The organism is Paraburkholderia silvatlantica (assembly GCF_003096715.1).
GTDB classification, from domain to species: Bacteria; Pseudomonadota; Gammaproteobacteria; order Burkholderiales; family Burkholderiaceae; genus Paraburkholderia; species Paraburkholderia silvatlantica.
In genome coordinates this window covers 63,767-83,393 of sequence record NZ_QEOL01000025.1, presented here as the reverse complement: position 1 = coordinate 83,393, position 19,627 = coordinate 63,767, and the positions used below count along the sequence as shown (strand labels likewise).

General features: G+C 63.0%; 20 protein-coding genes and 1 pseudogene. 13 read left to right on the top strand and 8 right to left on the bottom strand.

What is annotated here, in order from left to right:
* Nucleotides 1-100 precede the first annotated feature (100 nt).
* On the top strand, nt 101-1,054 hold the full coding sequence (locus C7411_RS28165) for a LysR substrate-binding domain-containing protein (protein WP_110387826.1): 954 nt from the start codon (nt 101-103) through the stop codon (nt 1,052-1,054).
* A 21-nt stretch (nt 1,055-1,075) separates the two neighbouring features.
* On the opposite strand, the gene C7411_RS28160 is transcribed toward C7411_RS28165, so the two are convergent.
* From C7411_RS28160 to gcvA, 6 genes are all read right to left on the bottom strand, one after another.
* The gene (locus tag C7411_RS28160; protein WP_110387825.1) at nt 1,076-1,321 is read right to left on the bottom strand and encodes a hypothetical protein; all 246 of its coding nucleotides are present in this window, start codon (nt 1,319-1,321) and stop codon (nt 1,076-1,078) included.
* 31 nt (nt 1,322-1,352) lie between these two features.
* The gene (locus C7411_RS28155; RefSeq protein WP_243413377.1) at nt 1,353-2,771 is read right to left on the bottom strand and encodes an MFS transporter; all 1,419 of its coding nucleotides are present in this window, start codon (nt 2,769-2,771) and stop codon (nt 1,353-1,355) included.
* A 94-nt stretch (nt 2,772-2,865) separates the two neighbouring features.
* Nucleotides 2,866-4,044 carry a CaiB/BaiF CoA transferase family protein gene (locus C7411_RS28150; RefSeq protein WP_110387824.1) on the bottom strand — a complete coding sequence of 393 codons (1,179 nt, stop codon included), beginning with the start codon at nt 4,042-4,044 and terminating at the stop codon, nt 2,866-2,868.
* 14 nt (nt 4,045-4,058) lie between these two features.
* Nucleotides 4,059-5,222 carry an acyl-CoA dehydrogenase family protein gene (locus tag C7411_RS28145; protein ID WP_110387823.1) on the bottom strand — a complete coding sequence of 388 codons (1,164 nt, stop codon included), beginning with the start codon at nt 5,220-5,222 and terminating at the stop codon, nt 4,059-4,061.
* A gap of 21 nt (nt 5,223-5,243) precedes the next feature.
* Nucleotides 5,244-6,086 (bottom strand): HTD2 family dehydratase, encoded by an 843-nt coding sequence (locus C7411_RS28140; RefSeq protein WP_110387822.1) that lies wholly within the window; start codon nt 6,084-6,086, stop codon nt 5,244-5,246.
* A 233-nt stretch (nt 6,087-6,319) separates the two neighbouring features.
* Entirely contained in the window at nt 6,320-7,219 is a 900-nt protein-coding gene (gcvA, locus tag C7411_RS28135; RefSeq protein WP_110387886.1) for a transcriptional regulator GcvA, read from the bottom strand.
* Nucleotides 7,220-7,362: 143 nt separating this feature from the next.
* Here gcvA and C7411_RS28130 point away from each other — a divergent pair, with 143 nt between their 5' ends.
* On the top strand, nt 7,363-8,646 hold the full coding sequence (locus C7411_RS28130; RefSeq protein WP_110387821.1) for an adenylosuccinate synthase: 1,284 nt from the start codon (nt 7,363-7,365) through the stop codon (nt 8,644-8,646).
* Nucleotides 8,647-8,896: 250 nt separating this feature from the next.
* Here C7411_RS28130 and C7411_RS28120 read toward each other — a convergent pair whose 3' ends face one another.
* Both C7411_RS28120 and C7411_RS28115 read right to left on the bottom strand, forming a co-directional pair.
* Nucleotides 8,897-9,112, bottom strand: coding sequence for a DUF3820 family protein (locus C7411_RS28120; protein WP_110387885.1), 216 nt, complete (start codon nt 9,110-9,112; stop codon nt 8,897-8,899).
* Between the two features lie 38 nt (nt 9,113-9,150).
* Nucleotides 9,151-10,083: a LysR family transcriptional regulator gene (locus C7411_RS28115; protein WP_110387820.1), complete on the bottom strand. Its 933-nt coding sequence runs from the start codon at nt 10,081-10,083 to the stop codon at nt 9,151-9,153.
* 122 nt (nt 10,084-10,205) lie between these two features.
* Between C7411_RS28115 and C7411_RS28110 the strand changes: the two genes are divergently transcribed.
* The 11 genes and pseudogenes from C7411_RS28110 to C7411_RS28065 all read left to right on the top strand — a co-directional run bounded on the left by C7411_RS28110 (nt 10,206) and on the right by C7411_RS28065 (nt 19,620).
* Entirely contained in the window at nt 10,206-11,063 is an 858-nt protein-coding gene (locus C7411_RS28110) for an oxidoreductase (RefSeq protein ID WP_110387819.1), read from the top strand.
* Between the two features lie 63 nt (nt 11,064-11,126).
* A pseudogene (locus tag C7411_RS39035) lies at nt 11,127-11,540 on the top strand (alpha/beta fold hydrolase); the annotation flags it as partial.
* A complete protein-coding gene (locus C7411_RS39030) occupies nt 11,443-11,829 on the top strand; it encodes an alpha/beta fold hydrolase (RefSeq protein WP_373682707.1) in 387 nt (128 codons plus the stop codon). The pseudogene C7411_RS39035 and the gene C7411_RS39030, both read left to right, overlap by 98 nt.
* A gap of 381 nt (nt 11,830-12,210) precedes the next feature.
* Nucleotides 12,211-13,377, top strand: coding sequence for a porin (locus tag C7411_RS28100; protein ID WP_110387818.1), 1,167 nt, complete (start codon nt 12,211-12,213; stop codon nt 13,375-13,377).
* A gap of 347 nt (nt 13,378-13,724) precedes the next feature.
* Nucleotides 13,725-14,141: a glycine zipper family protein gene (locus tag C7411_RS28095; protein ID WP_373682711.1), complete on the top strand. Its 417-nt coding sequence runs from the start codon at nt 13,725-13,727 to the stop codon at nt 14,139-14,141.
* 194 nt (nt 14,142-14,335) lie between these two features.
* Nucleotides 14,336-14,914, top strand: coding sequence for a BPSL1445 family SYLF domain-containing lipoprotein (locus C7411_RS28090; protein WP_110387816.1), 579 nt, complete (start codon nt 14,336-14,338; stop codon nt 14,912-14,914).
* Between the two features lie 12 nt (nt 14,915-14,926).
* A complete protein-coding gene (locus tag C7411_RS28085; protein WP_110387815.1) occupies nt 14,927-15,517 on the top strand; it encodes a DUF1344 domain-containing protein in 591 nt (196 codons plus the stop codon).
* Between the two features lie 95 nt (nt 15,518-15,612).
* The gene (locus C7411_RS28080; RefSeq protein ID WP_110387814.1) at nt 15,613-15,999 is read left to right on the top strand and encodes a response regulator transcription factor; all 387 of its coding nucleotides are present in this window, start codon (nt 15,613-15,615) and stop codon (nt 15,997-15,999) included.
* Between the two features lie 72 nt (nt 16,000-16,071).
* Complete coding sequence (locus tag C7411_RS28075; RefSeq protein WP_110387813.1) at nt 16,072-17,388, top strand: paraquat-inducible protein A; 1,317 nt, start codon at nt 16,072-16,074, stop codon at nt 17,386-17,388.
* Entirely contained in the window at nt 17,372-18,991 is a 1,620-nt protein-coding gene (locus C7411_RS28070; RefSeq protein WP_110387812.1) for a PqiB family protein, read from the top strand. Before C7411_RS28075 ends, C7411_RS28070 begins: the two co-directional genes overlap by 17 nt.
* Nucleotides 18,988-19,620 carry a PqiC family protein gene (locus C7411_RS28065; protein WP_110387811.1) on the top strand — a complete coding sequence of 211 codons (633 nt, stop codon included), beginning with the start codon at nt 18,988-18,990 and terminating at the stop codon, nt 19,618-19,620. The genes C7411_RS28070 and C7411_RS28065 overlap by 4 nt, the downstream gene beginning before the upstream one ends.
* The last annotated feature ends 7 nt before the right edge of the window (nt 19,621-19,627 follow it).

Below are 19,627 nucleotides of genomic sequence, written 5' to 3'. Positions count from 1 at the left end.
CTGTACGATTCGCGATACAGGAACTCAAGGGGGATATAATGCTCCGCCGGGCGCACCGAGATTGCGCCAAACTCCAACAGCGCATTGCCAGAAGCCGCCCATGGACGTTCGCCAGCTCCGATACTTTGTCAGCATTGTCGATTTCGGCAGCCTGGGCAAGGCAGCGGAAAAGCTTTTCGTTGCCCAGCCGTCTTTAAGTCAGCAGATGGCGCGACTCGAAGAAGAGCTGGGGGTCTCGCTGCTTCTGCGAAGTAATCACGGCGTCACGCCCACGGCCAAAGGCGACGCGCTATATCGTCATGCGCGAACGGTCCTGCGGCAGATGGAGCAATTGAAGCAGGAAGTCACGAAAGGAGCAGGGGCCGAATCGGGGACCGTAGCGATAGGCCTGCCTACTACGATGGCTTCCGTGCTTGCAGTGCCGCTGCTCGAGCGGATACAGGATCGATATCCCGGCATCCGCGTGCAGTTCTTCGAAACCATGAGCGGGTATCTGAACGAACTGATGGTGAATGGCCGGCTGGATCTGGGGATTCTCTTTCGCGAGTCGGATACGCCCGGCATTACGGCCATGCCGGTTCTCGATGAGACGCTGTATCTGTTCGGAGACCCAGGCGGCGATATCTCGCCACGCTCGACGACGTGCCCGTTGACGAAACTCAGCGGAATTCCCATGGTGGCGCCGGGTGTTTCGAATGGTCTGCGTCTTCTGCTGGAGCGTACGTTTCTGAGCGGCAAAGTCGATCTCAACATCGTGGCCGATATCGACTCGCTGCCGTCATTGCTGCTGATCGCCCATTCGGGCCGCGCATGTACGGTACTTCCGGGCTCTGCCGTTGCGCAGTGGGATCAGTCCCGTCTCCCGAAAATGCGCAAGATCGTTGACCCGATCATCCGGCGTCCAGCCAGTATCTGCTGGCCAAACGGCGTTCCGATTCATTCGGCGACGATTGCCGTACGGGACACGCTGATCGAGCTGATCAAAGAGCAGGTGATGCGCGATACATGGAAAGGCGTGACGCTGCGCGAGCGCAAGGCCGGTACGGGAGGCTGACGCCAGCAGCCAGTCACCGGTTCAGCACATGGCATGTATGACGTCGATGGGTAACTCACCCGCCTCGATTGCGCGAGCCCGGCCTCCGTGGGTCTGGAGAATGGCTTCCTGCAAGACCATGCGCGTCACATGATCGCCATTGCGCAGATGATGATGGAACGACAGCCGGATTGCGCCGCCGCCGGGCGGACAGGCGACATTCGTTTCGCCGTAGTAGGGGCAGAGGTCGCCAAAACCCTCAACACGATCGGGCAGTTCCCGCCCCAACACCTTCCTCGTCGCTATTCTCCGCGAAAATTCACCCGCTTCTGGCTGGTGCGCTTTGCGACGGTCGCGTCGTCGAAGACTCAGGTTGGACCAGAGGTGCCGTGTCGCTTTTGCCAGGTGCGACGTCTTCGAGCGCGTGTCGGCCCGTCTCGACGCGTAGCACGAGAATTGCCGCACACAGGATCGCAAACACGGCGCTAACCATGGCGATGACGCCGGAAACACCGACATGCTGGTAAAGCAGTAGCGCGAGGTAGGGTGTCGCGATCGATGCAGCACGTCCGGAGGTTCCTGCGACGCCAGTGCCGCGCAGACGGACTTCTGTCGGGAAGAGTTCGGGAATGTAGCCGAAAAGACCGAGCGTCGTGATTGTGTAAATCGCCGTGACAAGACAAAAGCCTATAAACACGATGTACGCAGGGTCACGCAACGTGACGTAGATCCAGCCCAGCGCGATACTCACGAGCGCAGACAACACGATACCTTTCGCACGTCCAACGCGGTCTGCGATCAGATAGCCTACGAGCCCGCCAACGGGAGAACCGATCGACATCAGAAGGACGAAGCCCAATGACTTGACGATCGACAGGCCTTCGCTAACGAAGAACGTTGGCAGCCATGCGATGAAGCCATAGAGTCCAACATTGACGCCGATGGCCGTCAATGCTGCGACAAACGTGCGGCCCCTCATGCCCGGTACGAAAAGCGCCCGAAGAGGGACGGTGCCGACGTTCAGGTTCACGACCCGCTGCACCGGGGGCAAGGCACCGACACGAGTTTCAACTTCTCGCTCGATCGCCCCAAGCGTCGCTTCCGCTTCTTCCAGTTTGCCTGTCGATTCAAGCCAACGGGGCGATTCAGGCATGCGATGACGGAGGAACCAGACGATCAGCGCCCCAACGCCGGCAATCGCGAACATGTAACGCCAGCCGAGATTGGGAATGATCCAGTAGCCGGCCGCGAGTGCAGCGAAGAGCCCGCTGTTGATGATGATAGCCAGTAGCGAAACCCATTTGCCGCGCGTTGCAGGTGGTACGAATTCGGCAAGGGTCCCCGCGGCCACCACGAGCTCGGCGCCGAGTCCCACGCCCATGATGAAGCGCAACACGATGAGCCATTCGATGTTCGGTGCAAAGCACGCAGCAATCGAGGCCAGTCCGAAGATACCGAGGTTGAGCTGGTAGGAGTAGCGCCGACCCAGCTTGTCGCCAATGTGTCCCGCGGCATATGCGCCAATCATCATGCCGACGAACGTAGCCGACACGAAGATGGCGCCGTGGCGCAGATCCGTAAAGCCTTCCTTCACCATCGCGGCGACTGATCCGTTCGCCAGATAGATATCGAAAGCGTCGAGAAAAGCGCCTCCTGCAATCAGGCCGAGAATCTTCCAATGAAAGCGGCAGATCGGCAGGCGATCGAGCCGCCCGGCGGCATTGACCGTAACTGACATGTTGTCTCCTGAATTGAAACCTTGCGGTTATGCATCGAGCAGGGGCTGAATTATTGAACTTATGCCCCTGTTCGTTCTTGCGCGTTTTGCGCGCCTAGATGGCGCCCACTGTTCGCATCTCTTCGACGGCGGACGCATTGAAGCCGAGTTCGCGGAGAATGGCGTCGGTGTTTTCACCCAATGCCGGGACTGCGTCCATGCGCGGCTCGTCGGCAGCCGCGTGGCCTGGGGGATATAACGCCGGGACTTCTCCCGCGGGCGTTCGTACTGTCGTCCATCGTTGCCGTGCCTTCAGCTGCTTGTGCTCCCACACATCATGCATGTTGTTCATTCGCGCATTCGCGATACTCGCCTGCTCGAGCCGCTCGATGACCTGTGCGGCTGTCAGCGTTGCAAACGCTTCAACGATGATGCGTGTCAGTTCGTCGCGATTCTTGACACGCCGGCTGTTGGAATTGAATCGTTCGTCTGTTGAGAGCTCGGGTTGGCGTATTACGGCGTCGCAAAAGCTCTTCCATTCGCGTTCGTTCTGCAGACCCAGCATGACCGTCTTGCCGTCACCCGCCAGAAAAGGCCCGTACGGGAAGATGGTTGCGTGTGACGCACCGGCCTGGCGAGGCGCAGTCTGCCCGTCGATCGAGTAATAGAGCGGGTAGCTCATCCACTCGACCATGCTTTCGAGCATCGATACGTCGATGTGTTTGCCACGTCCTGTTTTCCCACGCTCGATGAGCGCCGCAAGAATATTGGTGTAGCCGTACATGCCGGCGGCGATGTCCGCGATCGAACACCCTGCCTTTGCCGGCTTATCTTCAGAGCCGGTGATGCTCAAAAAGCCGGATTCGCTCTGGATCAGCAGGTCATAGGCTTTCTTGTCGCGGAATGGACCGTCGAGTCCATAGCCGGAGATGTCGCAGACAATCAGACGTGGATACTTCTCACAGAGAGATGCATAGTCGAGACCGAGTCGTTGGGTTGCACCGGGCGCCAGGTTCTGCACGAATACATCGGCATCTGCGAGTAACCTGTGCACGACGTCGAGTGCTTGCGCCCGCTTGACGTCGAGTGTGATGCTTTCCTTCGACCGGTTGGTCCAGACGAAGTGGGACGCGAGACCCGAGACACGTTCATCGTAATTGCGTGCAAAATCGCCCGTGCCCGGCCGTTCAATCTTGATCACACGGGCGCCAAGGTCGGCAAGCTGCCGGGTGCAAAACGGAGCGGCGATCGCATGTTCGAACGTGACAACCTTGATACCTTGAAGCGGACGCATGGTCAGACGGCCTCTTAGAAGGAACGGGGCAGACCGAGAATGTGCTCGGCGACGTAGGACAGGATCAGGTTGGTCGAGATAGGCGCCACCTGGTACAGGCGTGTCTCGCGGAACTTGCGCTCGACGTCGTATTCCGCCGCGAATCCAAAGCCGCCGTGAAACTGGAGGCAGGCATTGGCGGCTTCCCACGATGCATCGGCAGCGAGCAGTTTGGCCATATTCGCCTGGGCGCCGCAGTGCCTGTGCGCGTCGAACAGCTCGCAGGCCTTGTAGCGCATCAGGTTGGCTGCCTCGACGTTGACGAAGGCTCTTGCGATCGGGAACTGCACACCCTGGTTCTGGCCGATGGGGCGGCCGAAGACAACCCGGTCCCTGACGTACTGGGAGACCTTGTCGAGGAACCAGTACCCATCGCCGATACATTCCGCTGCAATCAGCGTGCGTTCTGCATTCAGGCCGTCAAGAATGTACCTGAAGCCCATGCCTTCTTCGCCAATCAGGTTTTCAGCCGGAATTTCGAGGTTGTCAAAGAAGAGCTCATTGGTTTCGTGGTTCACCATGTTCAGGATCGGGCGAACCGTCATGCCGTGTCCGATCGCTTCGCGCAGGTCGACGATGAAGATCGACATGCCTTCGCTCTTCTTCTTGACGTCCGGGAGCGGCGTCGTACGCGCAAGCAGAATCATCAGGTCCGAGTGCTGGATGCGGGAAATCCAGACCTTCTGGCCGTTGATCACGTAGCGATCGCCCTTGCGTTCTGCCGTCGTCTTGATCTTCGTCGTGTCGGTGCCCGTGGTCGGTTCCGTGACGCCCATCGACTGCAGGCGCAACTCACCCGTGGCGATCTTCGGCAGATAGCGGCTTTTCTGTTCCGCCGAGCCGTGACGCAGCAGCGTGCCCATGTTGTACATTTGCCCGTGGCAGGCGCCCGAATTGCCGCCGGACCGGTTGATCTCTTCCATAATCACGGACGCTTCAGTCAGCCCAAGGCCGGAGCCGCCGTATTCCTGCGGAATCAACGCGGCAAGCCATCCCGCTTCAGTCAGTGCATTGACGAAGGCCTCGGGATAGCCGCGCTCCTCGTCGACCTTGCGAAAATACTCGCCCGCAAACTGTTGGCACAGGTCGCGAACAGCTTCGCGGATGTCCTGGTGTGAGTCGATTGTCGAATTGAGCATGGTGAATCTTCCGTCAGTGGATTAAGCGAGGACTGCGCGCGCGGACATGGTCTGCCAGCCTTCATGGTCGTGTGACCAGAGCTCGACAGACTTGCCATCGGGCGATGGACTGCCGCAGAGATAAAGCGTGTTCCCCATGAAACTCGGACGCATCGCCTTGAATGAGAAGTCGAGTACCGCGGCATCGGGCCGGTGCCTGCGCACAAGATCCATCAGTAGCGTGGCGATGAGCGGCCCATGTACGACGAGGTTGGGATAGCCTTCCGTCTGCGTGACATACGGCTTGTCATAATGAATGCGATGGGCGTTGAACGTCAGTGCGGAGTAGCGGAACATCAGCACTTCATCGGGTACGACCTCCCGTTTCCACTGCGCGTTATCCGGTGGGGCCGTGGGCGCAGGCGCTGCGGCGCCGGGCACGGGCGGCTCGCGATAGACGATGTCCTGTTCTTCATCGATGGCGAGCGTGCCCGCGCAACGGATCTGATGGCTGACGGTGACGAAGCCGAGCTTGCCGCTTCTCCCGTGCTTTTCGCTGATGTTCAGGATCGTCGATTCACGAGTGATCTCGTTGCCGACGATGAGTGGCGATATAAAGCGCAGACGCCCGCCCGCCCACATGCGCCGCGGTAGTCCGAGGTCGGGGAGAAATCCGCCTTTTTGCGGATGCCCATCTTCGGCGATGAGATGCTGGGGAACGGTCGGCCTGAAAAAGATCCAGTGCCACAGAAGAGGAAGCGCTTCGCCGGTTTGCGGAGCAACTTCGTAGTCCAGGGTCGCGCTCAGGGCGGCCGCAGACGTTCGAGCAACGATATCGCTGGCGTTTTCCGTGTGCTCGCTGTTTTCAGCGATCTGAAGATTCATGCCTGTCTCCGTCATCGGCCAGAGAGCCGATGAATTAGTTTTCGGTACGGAGACTTTATGTGAATGGCCGGATGCGCGGAAATACGAGATTTATGTCGCGGTCATAAGTCGAACCTATTGCGACATTGAAGCTGTCGTTCAACCGGTTGCTCGATCGCTTCCGCTCGGCTGACTGTGGGCGAATGTCGCCGAAGGGTGGCGCCCACTCCGACCGCCTTCACCCCAATCCAACGCTACGCATGATGCGAAAAGCGCTGGCCGAGTTCGCGCAACCACGCCAGAAAGGTGTTGATTGCAGGATCGTCGAGGCGTGCTTCGCGGACATAGCTGCAGTAGCGCCACGCCGGCAAGGCGGGGCCGTCGAACGGAAACACGAGACGGCCTTCTTTGACGTCGAGTGCGACAAGCGCGGTAGGGCCCATCGCGATCCCCAGACCGTCGATGGCGGCTTGCAGGGTCAAATAAAAGTGATCCAGTTGCTGGGAATGGCGAGCGGCAAGCCCTGGGTGGCCGCTCGCCGCAAGCCATTGCGCCCAAAGGCCGGGATAGGTCGCCGTGTGAAGCAGGGTGTGGTGCGTCAGGTCCGGGACAGTGTGTATCGGGTGAGACTCCAGCACCTTGGGTGAGCATACCGGCAGCCGGACTTCCGATAAAAACTCCTTGACCGCATACCCCGCCGACTTCTGCTCGCTGCCGCGAATCGCCACATCGCATTCGTCGGCGAGCTTTTCGATTGGCTCATCCGATGTCGTCAGCCGGACCTCCACCGCCGGGTGGGTCAGCTGGAAGCTGGAAAGCTGCGGCAAGAGCCAGCGCAACGCGAACGTCGTGGGCGCGTTGACCCTCACGATCTGCGCGCGCGAGGCCCGAAGTTGCGCACTGGTCGCCAGCGCGATGCGATCCAGCGCCGCCGATACTTCGGCCAGGTAAGCGCGCCCCGACGCGGTCAGGACGACCCTGCGCCCGCGCCGCTCGAACAAGTCGAGTCCAAGCCAGTCCTCCAGTTGCCGCACTTGTCGGCTAACCGCACCGTGCGTGACGCATAGCTCTTCGGCCGCTACGGAAAAACTCTCCGCGCGGGCGGCGGCCTCGAATACGCGCAGGGCGTTCAACGGCGGCAGACGACGCGACATGAAGGCCATTCCTATGTGACTTTTCCTGACAAGTCCCGTGAGTTTACATCGCTTTTCGTGGCGCGAGCGTAGCCCTATATTGAGCCCCTTTGCAGCAGTTCCGGTTCTGGATCTGTTCGATTAACTCACCAGGGTAATCTCGCATGTCGAATGTCGTCGTAGTCGGTGCGCAGTGGGGCGATGAGGGAAAGGGCCGGATCGTGGATTGGCTCGCGGAGAAGGCGGATGTCGTCGTCCGTTACAACGGCGGGCACAACGCCGGGCACACGCTGGTGGTGGACGGCCGGACCTACAAGCTGGCGCTGCTTCCCAGCGGTGTCGTGCGCGGGAAGCTCGGCCTGATCGGCAACGGCGTTGCGCTCGATCCCGAGGCGCTGCTCGCGGAGATCGACCGCATGGCGGCCATGGGTGTCCGCGTCACGCCGGACGTGCTGCAGATCGCCGAGACGGCCACGCTGGTCCTGCCGGTGCATCGCGCGCTCGACGCTGCCCAGGAGCGGATGCGCGCGAAGCCGCTCGGCACCACCCTGCGCGGCATCGGTCCGGCATACGAGGACAAGGTTGGGCGCCGCGGGCTGCGCGTGTGCGATCTGGCCGAACCGGATCTGCTGGCCCAGAAGCTCGACGTTCTGCTCGAGCACCATAACGCCTGGCTTCGCGGCTCGGGCCAGGAGCCATTTCCGCGCGAGCCGATGCTAAGCGGGCTGCTTGCCATGGCGCCGCGCATCCTGCCGTTCGTGGGCCGCGTCTGGGAGCAGCTCGACCACGCCCATTCGGCAGGCAAGCGCGTGGTATTCGAAGGCTCGCAAGCGGTCATGCTCGACGTGGATTGGGGCAGCTACCCGTACGTGACGTCGTCGAGCACCATTGCCGCCGGCGCGGCGGGCGGCGCCGGCATTGCCCCGTCGCAGCTGGGGCGGGTGCTTGGCGTCAGCAAGGTCTATGCGACGCGTGTTGGCGAAGGCCCGTTCACGTCGGAACTGCACGGCGCGCTCGGCGACGTGCTCCGGCAGCGCGGCGGCGAATACGGGGTCAACACCGGTCGCCCGCGCCGCTGCGGCTGGCTGGACACCGTACAACTGCGTCAGAGCTGCAAGGTCGCGGGCATCAACCAGCTCGCGCTGACCAAGCTCGATGTGCTCGATGGCTTCGAGTCGGTGCAGCTCTGTGTGGGCTACATGCTCGATGGGGTGCGCATCGACTACATGCCGCCCACGAACGCCGGGCAGCAGCGCCTGCAGCCGGTTCTCAGGCGCTTCGACGGCTGGGCGGGTTCGACCCGCGGCATCCGCTCCTATGGCGATCTGCCGCCGCAGGCAGCGGCGCTGATCGAAGCGATTCAGAGCGAAGTCGGCGTTCCCGCGGCGATGGTCACCACCGGCCCTGAACGCGACGATGCGATCGTCCTGCAATCCCCGTTCGCGTAAGCGAACGGCGTGGACATTCGGGCGGCGGAGTGCGAGTGTGGAATCGCCGATCCTGACTTCGGCCGGCAGCCCGTGGCGGAATGCGCCCTGCGCCTGAAACACCGTCGTGATGAAGGCGATCAGGTTTTCCGCGTCGCGTACGACGATTCGGGGCGTCACGGTATGCCATCCGTCGGGCTGGAATTGCGCCATGTCGGGTTGCCTCGCAAGCGCTTCGCACGGGCATTGTCCGCCGGGTGCCGGCCTGGCGCTAGCCGCGTTTGCGCAGCGGCTCGAGCAAGCCCTTCAGGCCGTTATGGTCGAGCTCGTGCATCAGTGCGAGCAGACGGCCGATCTCACCCGGCGGGAACCCTTCGCGGGCGAACCAGTTGAGGTAGTGCCCGGGCAGGTCGGCGATGAGCCGGCCCTTGTATTTGCCGAAGGGCATGGCGAGGGTGACGAGGCGTTCGAGGTCTTGCGCTTGCATGGCGATATTGTGCACGGTCTGGCGTTTGCGCGCGGATGCTACCCGGCGCGAAGCTCCGACGGCTCGAGAAAAAAATTTCGGTTACCGGCCATGCGTTCGACCATGAAGTCGATGAACGTCTTCACGCGCAGGGACTGTTCGGTTCGATGCCTGTAGTAGATATAAATCGTGCCGTATTCGGTGACGTGCTGCATCAGTAACGGAACGAGTCGTCCGCAACGGATATGCGTCGCGGCGTTGAAGCTGCCCAACTGCCCGATGCCGAGACCCGAAAGCACCGCCTGCGTTTCCAGTTCTGTGTCATTCACGCAGATGGCCGCGGGTACGTCGCGGTAGACGATCTCGTCGCCGAGACGGAACTGCCACTGCGCGAGCTTGCCCGTGTTCGCGCGCCGGTACCCGGTGCAGCGATGTTGAGCGAGTTCTTCGATGGTTTGCGGCGCGCCGTTGCGCTCGATATAGTCCGGCGACGCACACACGATCAGCTGGATCGGCACCAGCCGGCGCGCGATCGAGCCGCCCGAAGGCGGCGGTCCACCGCGAAATCCCACGTCGGAGCGGTCGGTCACGAGATCCGTGAACTGATCGTCGAATTGCACTTCGAGCTGCACGTTCGGATAAAGCTTCTGGAATTCCTCGAAGTACGGCCACAGGACCGGGAGCCCGAAGGCGCGCGGCGCACTCACGCGCAGCATGCCGGTCACGTCTTCTTTCGAGCGCCGGGCCTCGTCGAGTGCGGACGACAGCATGGCGAGCGCCGGCGCCACGCTCTCGAGAAGCCGTTGGCCTTCTTCGGTGAGGCTCAGCTTGCGGGTGGTCCGGTGAAAGAGCCGCACGCCCAGTTCCTTCTCCAGTTGCATCACCGCATGGCTCGCGGCCTGCGGCGAGATGCCTTGATCGACCGCGGCGCCACGCAGGCTCCCAAGCGCAGCGGCACGGACGAACGTGGTGATCGCGCGAATTTCGTTCACTTCGGAGCCCCCCCGATTCGCAAATAAAAGTTGATTATCACGCCAGTAATATACGGCTAGTTTATGTCAATCGCCGCGCCTACCATGACATCACCTCATCACACACACGTAGGAGAGACATCATGGCTGACGCTCAACAAGGTGGTTTCAAGCGCGTATGGTTCATCACTGGCGCGTCGCGTGGCATTGGCGCGTTGATTGCCGAAGCGGCGCTTGCGGACGGCAACGCAGTCGTGGCCGCCGGACGTAACCTTCGGGCGATCGTCGAGCGTCTCGGCGACTCGGCTGCGGTGTTGCCGGTCGCGCTGGACGTTACCGACGAGGCGCAGGCAAAGGCGGCAGTGCAGGCGGCGGTCGAGCGATTCGGCCGCGTCGACGTGCTGGTCAACAACGCCGGCTTTGGCCTGCTGGGCGCAGTGGAAGAGTCCGCCGACAAGGACGTGCGCCGCATGTACGACACGAATGTATTCGGTCTGCTGAACGTCACGCGTGCGGTGTTGCCGACGATGCGCGCAAACCGCTCGGGCCACGTGATCAATATTTCGTCGATTGGCGGATATCGCGCCGCGGCCGGATTCGGCGTGTACTCGTCGACGAAGTTCGCCGTCGAAGGCATTACGGAAGCGTTGCATGCCGAATTGAAGCCGCTTGGCATTCACGCGACGGTTGTCGAGCCGGGCTATTTTCGGACCGACTTTCTGGATGGCTCCTCGCTGGTCGTCGCGCAGGACGTCATCGAGGACTACGACGAAACCTCGGGCGCCGCTCGCCGCAAGGCCGTGCAATTGAATCACAACCAGCCCGGCGACCCGACGAAGCTTGCCGCCGCGTTGATCACGCTCGTCGACGCCTCGGACCCGCCGTTGCGCCTTCCGCTCGGCACGGACACGCTCGCTGCCATCGCCGCGAAAAACGCTTACGTGGCGCAGGAAACGCAAACGTGGCAAGCGCTGTCGTCATCGACTGACTTCTCTGCCTGAGCGTCGTGGCAACCTGACGTGCGGCCCGCACACGTGCGGCTGCAGTTCCCGGCAGCGCTTGCAATGCGCCCGCAACCGAGGCATGGTTCAACGACTTGCCGCCGGCTCGAACCAGGAGACTCGAAAGTGTTCTACCGGGAAGCCGGGCGCGTGGGAGCGCCGAAGCTCCTGCTACTGCACGGCTTTCCGAGTGCCGGGCACATGTTCCGCGATCTCATTCCGAAGCTCGCCGACCGCTTTCATCTCGTCGCACCGGATCTGCCGGGCTTCGGTCAATCGGACCTGCCGGACCGGGGCCAATTCGCGTACACGTTCGAGAACATCGCGAACGTGATGGCGCGCTTCACCGAGCGCATCGGCTTCGATCGCTTCGCGGTGTATGTATTCGACTACGCTCTCGCGCGAAACGACGATCTGGCAATACACGCACGGCGTGCCCGGTGGGTCTGCCGTGTCGCCAGACGGCTATTCGCTCGACGACTACTATATGAACCGCCCCGGCGCGCACGAGATCCAGCTCGACCTGTTCCGCGACTACCGGAACAACGTTGCTTTGTACCCCGAGTTTCATGCGTATTTCCGTACGCATCGTCCGCCGTTTCTCGCCGTGTGGGGCAAGAACGATCCGTTCTTCCTGCCTGCGGGCGCGCAGGCATTCAAGCGCGACTTGCCGCAAGCCGTGGTGCGCTTTCTCGACACGGGCCACTTCGCACTGGAAACGCACGCTGAAGAGATCGCTGCGGCGATTACGGAATTTCTCGATTGATGGTTGGTAATACTGATCGAATGAGGGGCGGGAAGATGAGGCGTTCATCGTCTCGCCCGGCGCGCACTGGATGGCCGGCACGACGCTGAGAATGGACGGCGTCGAGGTCAAGTCGATCTGGGCGGCGAGGCGCGCCAAGTGTGTGGACTCCTGATTGTTTATTCGAAACGGACATCGGCGCAGTGAGGCGAGTTCCACGGCATTTGCAAACATGCCGGTCTCAATGCCTTATTTAAGCTGCGGTTACAAGGTGCCGGTCTTCATTCGTGCCGCATTGGGTGTCTTGCGCCGACAACGGAACCAATTTCACGCCGAGGTCGTTCCGAAGCAAGCGACTAACATAGGAATACCGATTACCCGGTGCGTGAAGGAGTTGCAAACATGAAAAAGCTTGCGCTTATGTTGCTTCCTGTTCCGCTCACCGTGCTGGCGCCGGCCGCTCACGCGCAAAGCAGTGTGACCCTGTATGGCGTGATCGACGAGGCCTTTCAGTTCGTCCACAACGCCGACGCTCAGGGCAACAACCTGTATCGGATGCAAGGCGGCAATCTGCAAGGGTCTCGCTGGGGGTTGAAGGGAACCGAGGATCTGGGCGGCGGCCTGAAAGCGATCTTCCAGCTGGAAAGCGGATTCGACATCAATAGCGGGACTTCGCAGCAGGGCAGCCGACTGTTCGGCCGGCAGGCGTTCGTGGGCTTGACGCACCAGCAGTACGGCACGCTCACCCTGGGCCGTCAATACGACCCTGTCGTCGACATGGTTCAGCCGCTTACCGCAGACAATTACTGGGGCAGCACCTTCGCCACGCCGGGCGATGTCGACAACAACGACAACAGCTCTCGTACGAACAATGCGATCAAGTATCTCTCGCCGCAATTCGCGGGCTTCCAGATCGAAGGCATGTATGCGTTCGGAGGCGTCGCGGGCGCGACGGGTTCGCAGCAGACCTGGTCGGCGGCGGCGAGCTATGTGACCGGCCCATTCAGCATCGCGGCGGGCTACGTCCGCATGCACAACGCAAACTCCACGATTCCCCGCACCAACTGGACCAGCAGCTCGGACGGCATGTTCGACGGCGGTTTTCAGAACCTCGCGTACGAAACCGCCAAGTGGGTCGGCATTGGCTCCGTCGCGCTGCAATACGTGGCCGGGCCGTGGACATTCGGCGGCCGGTATAGCAACGCGCAATACAAGGCCGACGCGCAGTCGCTTTTCCCATCCAACCAGCGCTACAACGTCGCCGGCGGTTTCATAAACTATGCGCTCACGCCGGCGTCGCTCATCGGTGTCGGCTATACGTGGACGCACAGCGCGGGCGACACCTCGGCGACCTATAACCAGGTCTCGCTGGGCGGCGACTACAACCTCTCCAAGCGTACCGACGTCTACCTGGTCGGCGCGTGGCAGCACGCCAACGGCACGCAGCGCGTGCCGACCGCAACGGGTTCCATTCTGACCACCGCGGTCGCTTCGGTCGCCGACTATGGGCTGAACGGCAGTTCGAGTTCGCAAATCATGGTGAGTCTCGGCATTCGTCACAAGTTCTGATCGCCCGCTGCCTCTCGTCTGCGCCCGCCGCGCTGCATGGCTGTTCCGGCCGTGCGCCGGCGGGCGCGTCGTTGAGCCTGTCAGCCGCTGCGGCTGACGGTAGGACCATGGTCTGATTGCCTTCGCTGTGCCGCTCCCACATCATTGAAGAGACCACCGCGCCGGTCGCACGGCGCAGTGTTTGCCCCGGATTCGGGTGTCGTGCCGTCAGCACGACTGTCACTTCCCAACCTCCCGCCGATGGCAGCAGGCGTAATCGGCGCGATCTCGCACGCGCTCAAGGAGTTGATATGGATACCTATATAAATAGTCGGACCGGCGCCCTGTGCGCCGCCGTGCTGCTTTTGATGAGTGCCGCGCAGGCAACGCCGATTGCCTATCCCGCGAAGGGGCAGAGCGCGCAGCAACAGCACGCGGACGAATCGGCGTGCTACTCGTGGGCAAAGAGCAACACAGGTATCGATCCGAAACAGGTTGCGTCGACGCCACCGCCGCCTTCGGGCCCGGCCGTGGGCGGAGGCGAGCGTGTTCAGGGCGCAGCGCGTGGTGCCGCGGGCGGCGCGGTGATCGGCGCGATCACGGGCGACGCGGGCAAGGGCGCTGCAGTAGGCGCAGCGGCCGGAACGATGGTGGGCGGATCGCGCGCGCGACAGAACCGGCGTGCCCAGCAGGCCAATGCCCAGCAACAGCAGCAGGGCGCGATCGACACGTTCAACCGGGCTTTTGCCGCGTGCATGCAAGGGCGCGGCTACACGGTGCAGTAGCGCGGTGTGCGCTGCGGCTCGGGCGGCGTAAGACCAAGGTCCGATTTGTCCTGTGTGCCGCGTCTGACACTATGCAATTCAACGATGAGCAACGCTTCGCAACGATGTGCGAGCAACGTCTCATTCCCGCGTGACGTTCGATCCGCATGCGTGAGTGCCGTGTCCGGGCTGTCTAAACTCAATGGAGGAAAACAATGAAGCGACGGATTTTTGTGCTTACGGCGGCGGCCGCGGCTGGGCTGGCCGCAGCGGGTTGCAGCACGACCACGAGCAGTGGGACGAGCGGCGCGACCGACGCGGCGAAACGCCAGGAGATCGATGCGGCCGTGGACGGCACGATGTCCCGGCTGTTCTCGACTGTCCCGGGCTCGCAGGAACTCGTTGCCAAGTCGCAGGGCGTGCTGGTCTTTCCTTCGGTCGGCAAGGCAGCGTTCATTATTGGCGGCTCATACGGCCAGGGTGCGTTGCGCGTAGGCGGCTCGACGGTCGGTTACTACAGCACGGCGGCCGCTTCGTTCGGCTTGCAGGCGGGGGTGCAGTCCACCGCCGTGATCTTTCTCTTCATGACGCAGGACTCGCTCGACAAGTTCCGCAACTCGAAGGGCTGGTCGGTTGGCGGCGACGTTGCCGTCGCGCTCGTCAAGGTCGGTGCGAATGGACAGATCGACACGAGAACCGCGACGGCGCCGGTTCAGGCGATCGTGATGACCAATACGGGCATCATGGCCGATGCTTCGGTCGCGGGTACGAAGGTGACGAAACTCGATCTGTAACAGGAGGTCGCGATGCCGTACCTCAAGTGGGTTGTAACAGCTGTCATCGCCGCCGCGGCGCAGCTTGCCGCGGCCCAGGGCCAGACGACGGCCAACGTGACGCACGAGCCGGGCAAGGCAACCGTCACCGGCATGCACAAGGTGACGGCGACGATTACGAAGATCGACGCCAATACCCGCACCGTCACGCTCAAGCGCCACGACGGCAAGCTGGTCGAAGCCGAGCTGGGACCGGAAGTCAGAAACTTCGACCAACTAAAGGTCGGCGACGTCGTGACCATGACCTATAAGGAATCGCTCACGCTGAGCCTGAAGAAGGGGGGCGGCGGCGAGACCTCGGTACAGGAAACGCCGCAGGTCGAGCGCGCGGCTGCCGGCGAGAAGCCCGGCGGCATGGTGGGGCGTGAGGTGAAGGTCACGGCAAACGTCGTGGCGGTCGACACCCAAACAAAAATGGTCACGCTGATGGGACCCGAAGGGGGGACGATGGACTTGCGGGTCGAAGACCCCCAGCAACTTGCAAGCGTGCAGGTCGGCGATCAGGTCGAGGCAGTGTATACGGAAGCGTTCGCCGTATCCGTCAAGCCTGCACCACACAAGTAGTCGCGCATGGGGGGCCGCGTGCGCTCAGGATGCCGGTCGGCCCGCACGGCGGCGCCGGGCTGGCTGTCCTCACCGGTAACCGAACGCTGAGTCAAATGAACAACGTGACACGATCCGTGGCCGTCGTCGACGACGAGGAGTCGGTCGGGCGAGCGATCCAGCGCCTGTTGAAGTCGGTCGGCATCGACTCCGACGTGTACACCAGCGGCGAGGCCTTTCTCGACGCGCTGGCGGCTGCGGCGCCTCACGCGCCGGCGTGCGTGGTCCTCGATATCCAGATGCCCGGCATCAACGGTATCGAGGTCCAGCGCCGGTTGGGCGGTACCGGCATCCAGTGCATCGTGATTACGGCGCACGACGATGCGCGCGTGCGCGAGCAGGCGCAGGCCGCCGGCGCGGTTGCGTACCTGCGCAAGCCGTTCGACGACTCCGCGCTCATAGGCGCGGTCCATGCGGTGCTTGGCGTGGCGCCGCCAGGCTGACGCCCCGCATGCCGAATCGGTACAGCGACGATGAATCGACCACGCCACGACCGGATCCGGGAGGGCCCCGCGATGAAGCGCGCGGAGCTTCTTGTTTGCCACGACTGCGATCTCATGCAGCGCGGCGCGTCTTGCCCGCCGGGTGGCACGCTGCGCTGCCTGCGCTGCAACGCCGAACTGGAGCGGGATCTTCCGGAAAGCCTTGGCCGTGCGCTCGCGCTCGCGCTGGGCGCGCTCGTGCTGTTTGTCATTTCCAACCTGTATCCGATCGTCGGACTCTCGGTGAACGGCAATCTCGTGCGCACGACGCTGTGGCATGCCGTCGAGATTCTCTATCTCGACGGCATGTGGCCCATCGCCGCGCTGGTGTTCGCCACGACGATCCTCATGCCGGGCATGCAGGTCATGTGTCTGCTCGCGCTGCTCGTGCCGCTCGCTGTCGGCCGCGCGCCCTGGCAGGCGCCGCTCCTGTTTCGCGCGATGTACATCGCGCGGCCCTGGGGCATGACCGAGGTGCTGATACTCGGCCTGCTGGTCGCGCTCGTGAAGCTGTCCCATATCGCAACGGTCGTGACGGGCGTTGCATTGTGGTCGTTCGGCGCGTTGATGCTGGTGCTCGCGGGCGCGAGCGCGGCGTTCGACGCGCGCCAGTTCTGGTCGCGCGTGGCGCGGGCGACGCAGCCCGCCAACGTGCCCAACGTGACAACGGACGTTGCGTCTGGCGAGGCGCCCAGGGCGCGAGGCGAGCGCGCTGCAGTCCCGCTCACGGGCGCTGCGTGCGGCATCGCGCGCTGCCATGCGTGCGGGCTGCTCGCGCGCATGCCGGCGGCCGCGCATGCGGCGGCGTGCCCGCGCTGCGGCAGCGCGCTGCATCTGCGCAAGGTCGCGAGCCTCTCGCGCACGTGGGCGCTTCTGGTCGCGGCGATGGTGCTGTACGTGCCCGCGAACGTGCTGCCCGTGATGGACACGAGTTCGCTGTTCGGCACGCAGAAGGACACGATCATGAGCGGCGTGGTGTATCTGTGGGTGTCGGGTTCCTGGCCGCTTGCGCTGCTCGTGTTTATTGCCAGCATCGCCGTGCCCATGCTGAAGATTCTCGGGCTTTCGTATCTGACGTGGTCCACACAGCGCCGCTGGACCTGGCTGCCCGAACAACGCACGCGCATCTACCGGCTGATCGAGCTGGTCGGCCGCTGGTCGATGCTCGACATCTACGTGATCACGATGCTTGTCGCGCTGGTGCAGTTCAATGCGCTCGCCACGATCAAGGCGGGCCCTGCCGCGATCGCTTTCGGTGCCGTCGTGATCCTCACGATGTTCGCCGCGAACATGTTCGACCCGCGTCTCATCTGGGACGCGATGGAGCGTGAAAATGGCAGCGCCCGGTGACGACCATTCCTTGCCGGACCTGCCCGAGGCGAAGCCGGTGCACGGCTCGCGCTGGCGCATGCAGATCGTATGGCTCGTGCCGATCGTCGCGGTACTCATTGGCGGCTGGCTCGCCGCCAAGGCGATCATCGAGGAGGGGCCGACCATCACGATCAGCTTCAAGACCGGCGACGGTCTCGAAGCCGGCAAAACGAAGATCAAGTACAAGGACGTCGATATCGGCGTGGTGAAGGCGGTCACGCTCTCGCCCGATCACAAGCGTGTGATCGCGACCGGCGAGCTCGTGAAAGACGCGGCGAGCATGCTCGTCGACAACACGCGCTTCTGGGTCGTGCGCCCGCGCATTTCGGGCGGCACGGTTTCGGGCCTGGGCACGCTGCTCTCGGGTTCGTATGTCGGCATGGATGAAGGCAACGCCAGTAAAACGCGCCACGACTTCGTGGGGCTCGAAGTGCCGCCTGTCATCCCGAGCGATGTTCCGGGCCGCGAGTTCGTGTTGCACAGCACAAACATGGGCTCGCTCGATGTCGGCTCGCCGGTGTTTTTCCGCCGTCTTCAGGTCGGGCAGGTCGCTTCCTATGAAATGGACCCGAACGGCAAGGGCGTGACGTTGCGCGTGTTCGTGAACGCACCCTACGACAGGTTCGTGCGCAGCGATACGCGTTTCTGGCATGCGAGCGGACTCGACGTCTCGCTAAGCCCGGACGGCGTGCAGATCAACACGCAGTCGGTGGTGTCGCTGCTCATTGGCGGCGTGGCGTTCGAAACACCCGACGCCAGCAGTGATTCGCCGGAGGCCGACGACAACTCGAAGTTCGAGCTTTACGCCACGCACGCCGACTCGATGAAGGAGCATGACCGCATTATCGACACCTACGTCGTGACCTTCTACGATTCGGTACGCGGGCTGACCGTGGGTGCGCCCATCGATTTCCGCGGCGTCGTGATCGGCGAGGTCACACGCATCTACACGCGTTTCGATCCGGTCAAGAAGCAGTTCAGCATTCCTGTTGAAATCAACCTGTATCCGGAGCGCTTTACGTCGCGCTTCGAGAATGGCCGTCCGGCCGGACGCCTCACTGCGCAACCGCGCCAGCTCGCCGAGTTCCTGGTCTCCAGCGGCTTTCGCTTCCAGCTGCGCTCGGGTAATCCGCTCACGGGGCAGCTCTACGTTGCCTTCGACGTCTTCCCGGACGCGCCGAAGGCGAAGATCGACTGGTCGAGAACGCCGCCCGAGCTGCCGACGGTGCCGCGCACGTTGCAATCGCTGCAGGATTCGCTCACGCGGCTGCTCGCGAAGCTCAACAGCATTCCTTTCGAGGCGATCGGCGCGAATGCGCAGCGCACGCTGCAAAGCGCGAACGACGTGATGGCGAAGCTGGGCACCGATGTCGTGCCGCAGGCGCACGACACGCTCTCGGCGGCGCAATCGACGCTCAACTCGGCCACCGACGCCTTGCAGCCCGACTCGCAGCTTCAGCAGAACACGAGCGACGCCATGCGTGAACTGGCCCGCACCGCGGCTTCCGTGCGCATGCTCACGGACTATCTCGAGCGCCATCCCGAGGCCGTGGTGCAGGGCAAACCCGGAGGCAAGCAGTGAACCGCCGCAACCTGACCGTGCCTCGCGCTCTCGCCGCCGCGCTGGCGTGCCTTGCCGCCTGCTCCTCGCCGTCGCCCACGTTTTATGCGCTGCGCGCCGACGAAGCGAGCGCGGCGGCGTCGAACACATCGCCCGCCGTGCCAACGGGCGCTTCTGCGCTCGATGTCATCGTCGGGCCCGTAACTGTGCCCGACATGGTGGACCGCCCGCAAATCGTGACGCGCAATCCGGACAACACGATCCAGATGAACGAGTTCGCGCGCTGGGCCACGCCGCTCAAACTGGACGTCGGACGCGTCGTTGCCGCGGACCTTGCGCAGCGGCTCGGTACGGCGCACGTCTCGACGTTCGATGGCGCGGCCATCCCGCCTGTCTGGCGCGTTCGCGTGGATATCACGCGCATTGACAGCGTATTGGGAGACTCGGTGACGATCGATGCGCAATGGGTCGTGCGCCCGCCGGGTCACCAGGCGCTGACGCTCGGGCACACGGTGGCGCACGAGCAGGTGACGAGCCAGGACTACGGCGCGCTCGTCGACGCGCACGATCGCGCACTCGCCACCATCAGCGCGGACATCGCCGCCGCGATTCGCGCGGACCACGCAACAGTTGGCAGTGCGACGGAGTGAGTACGCC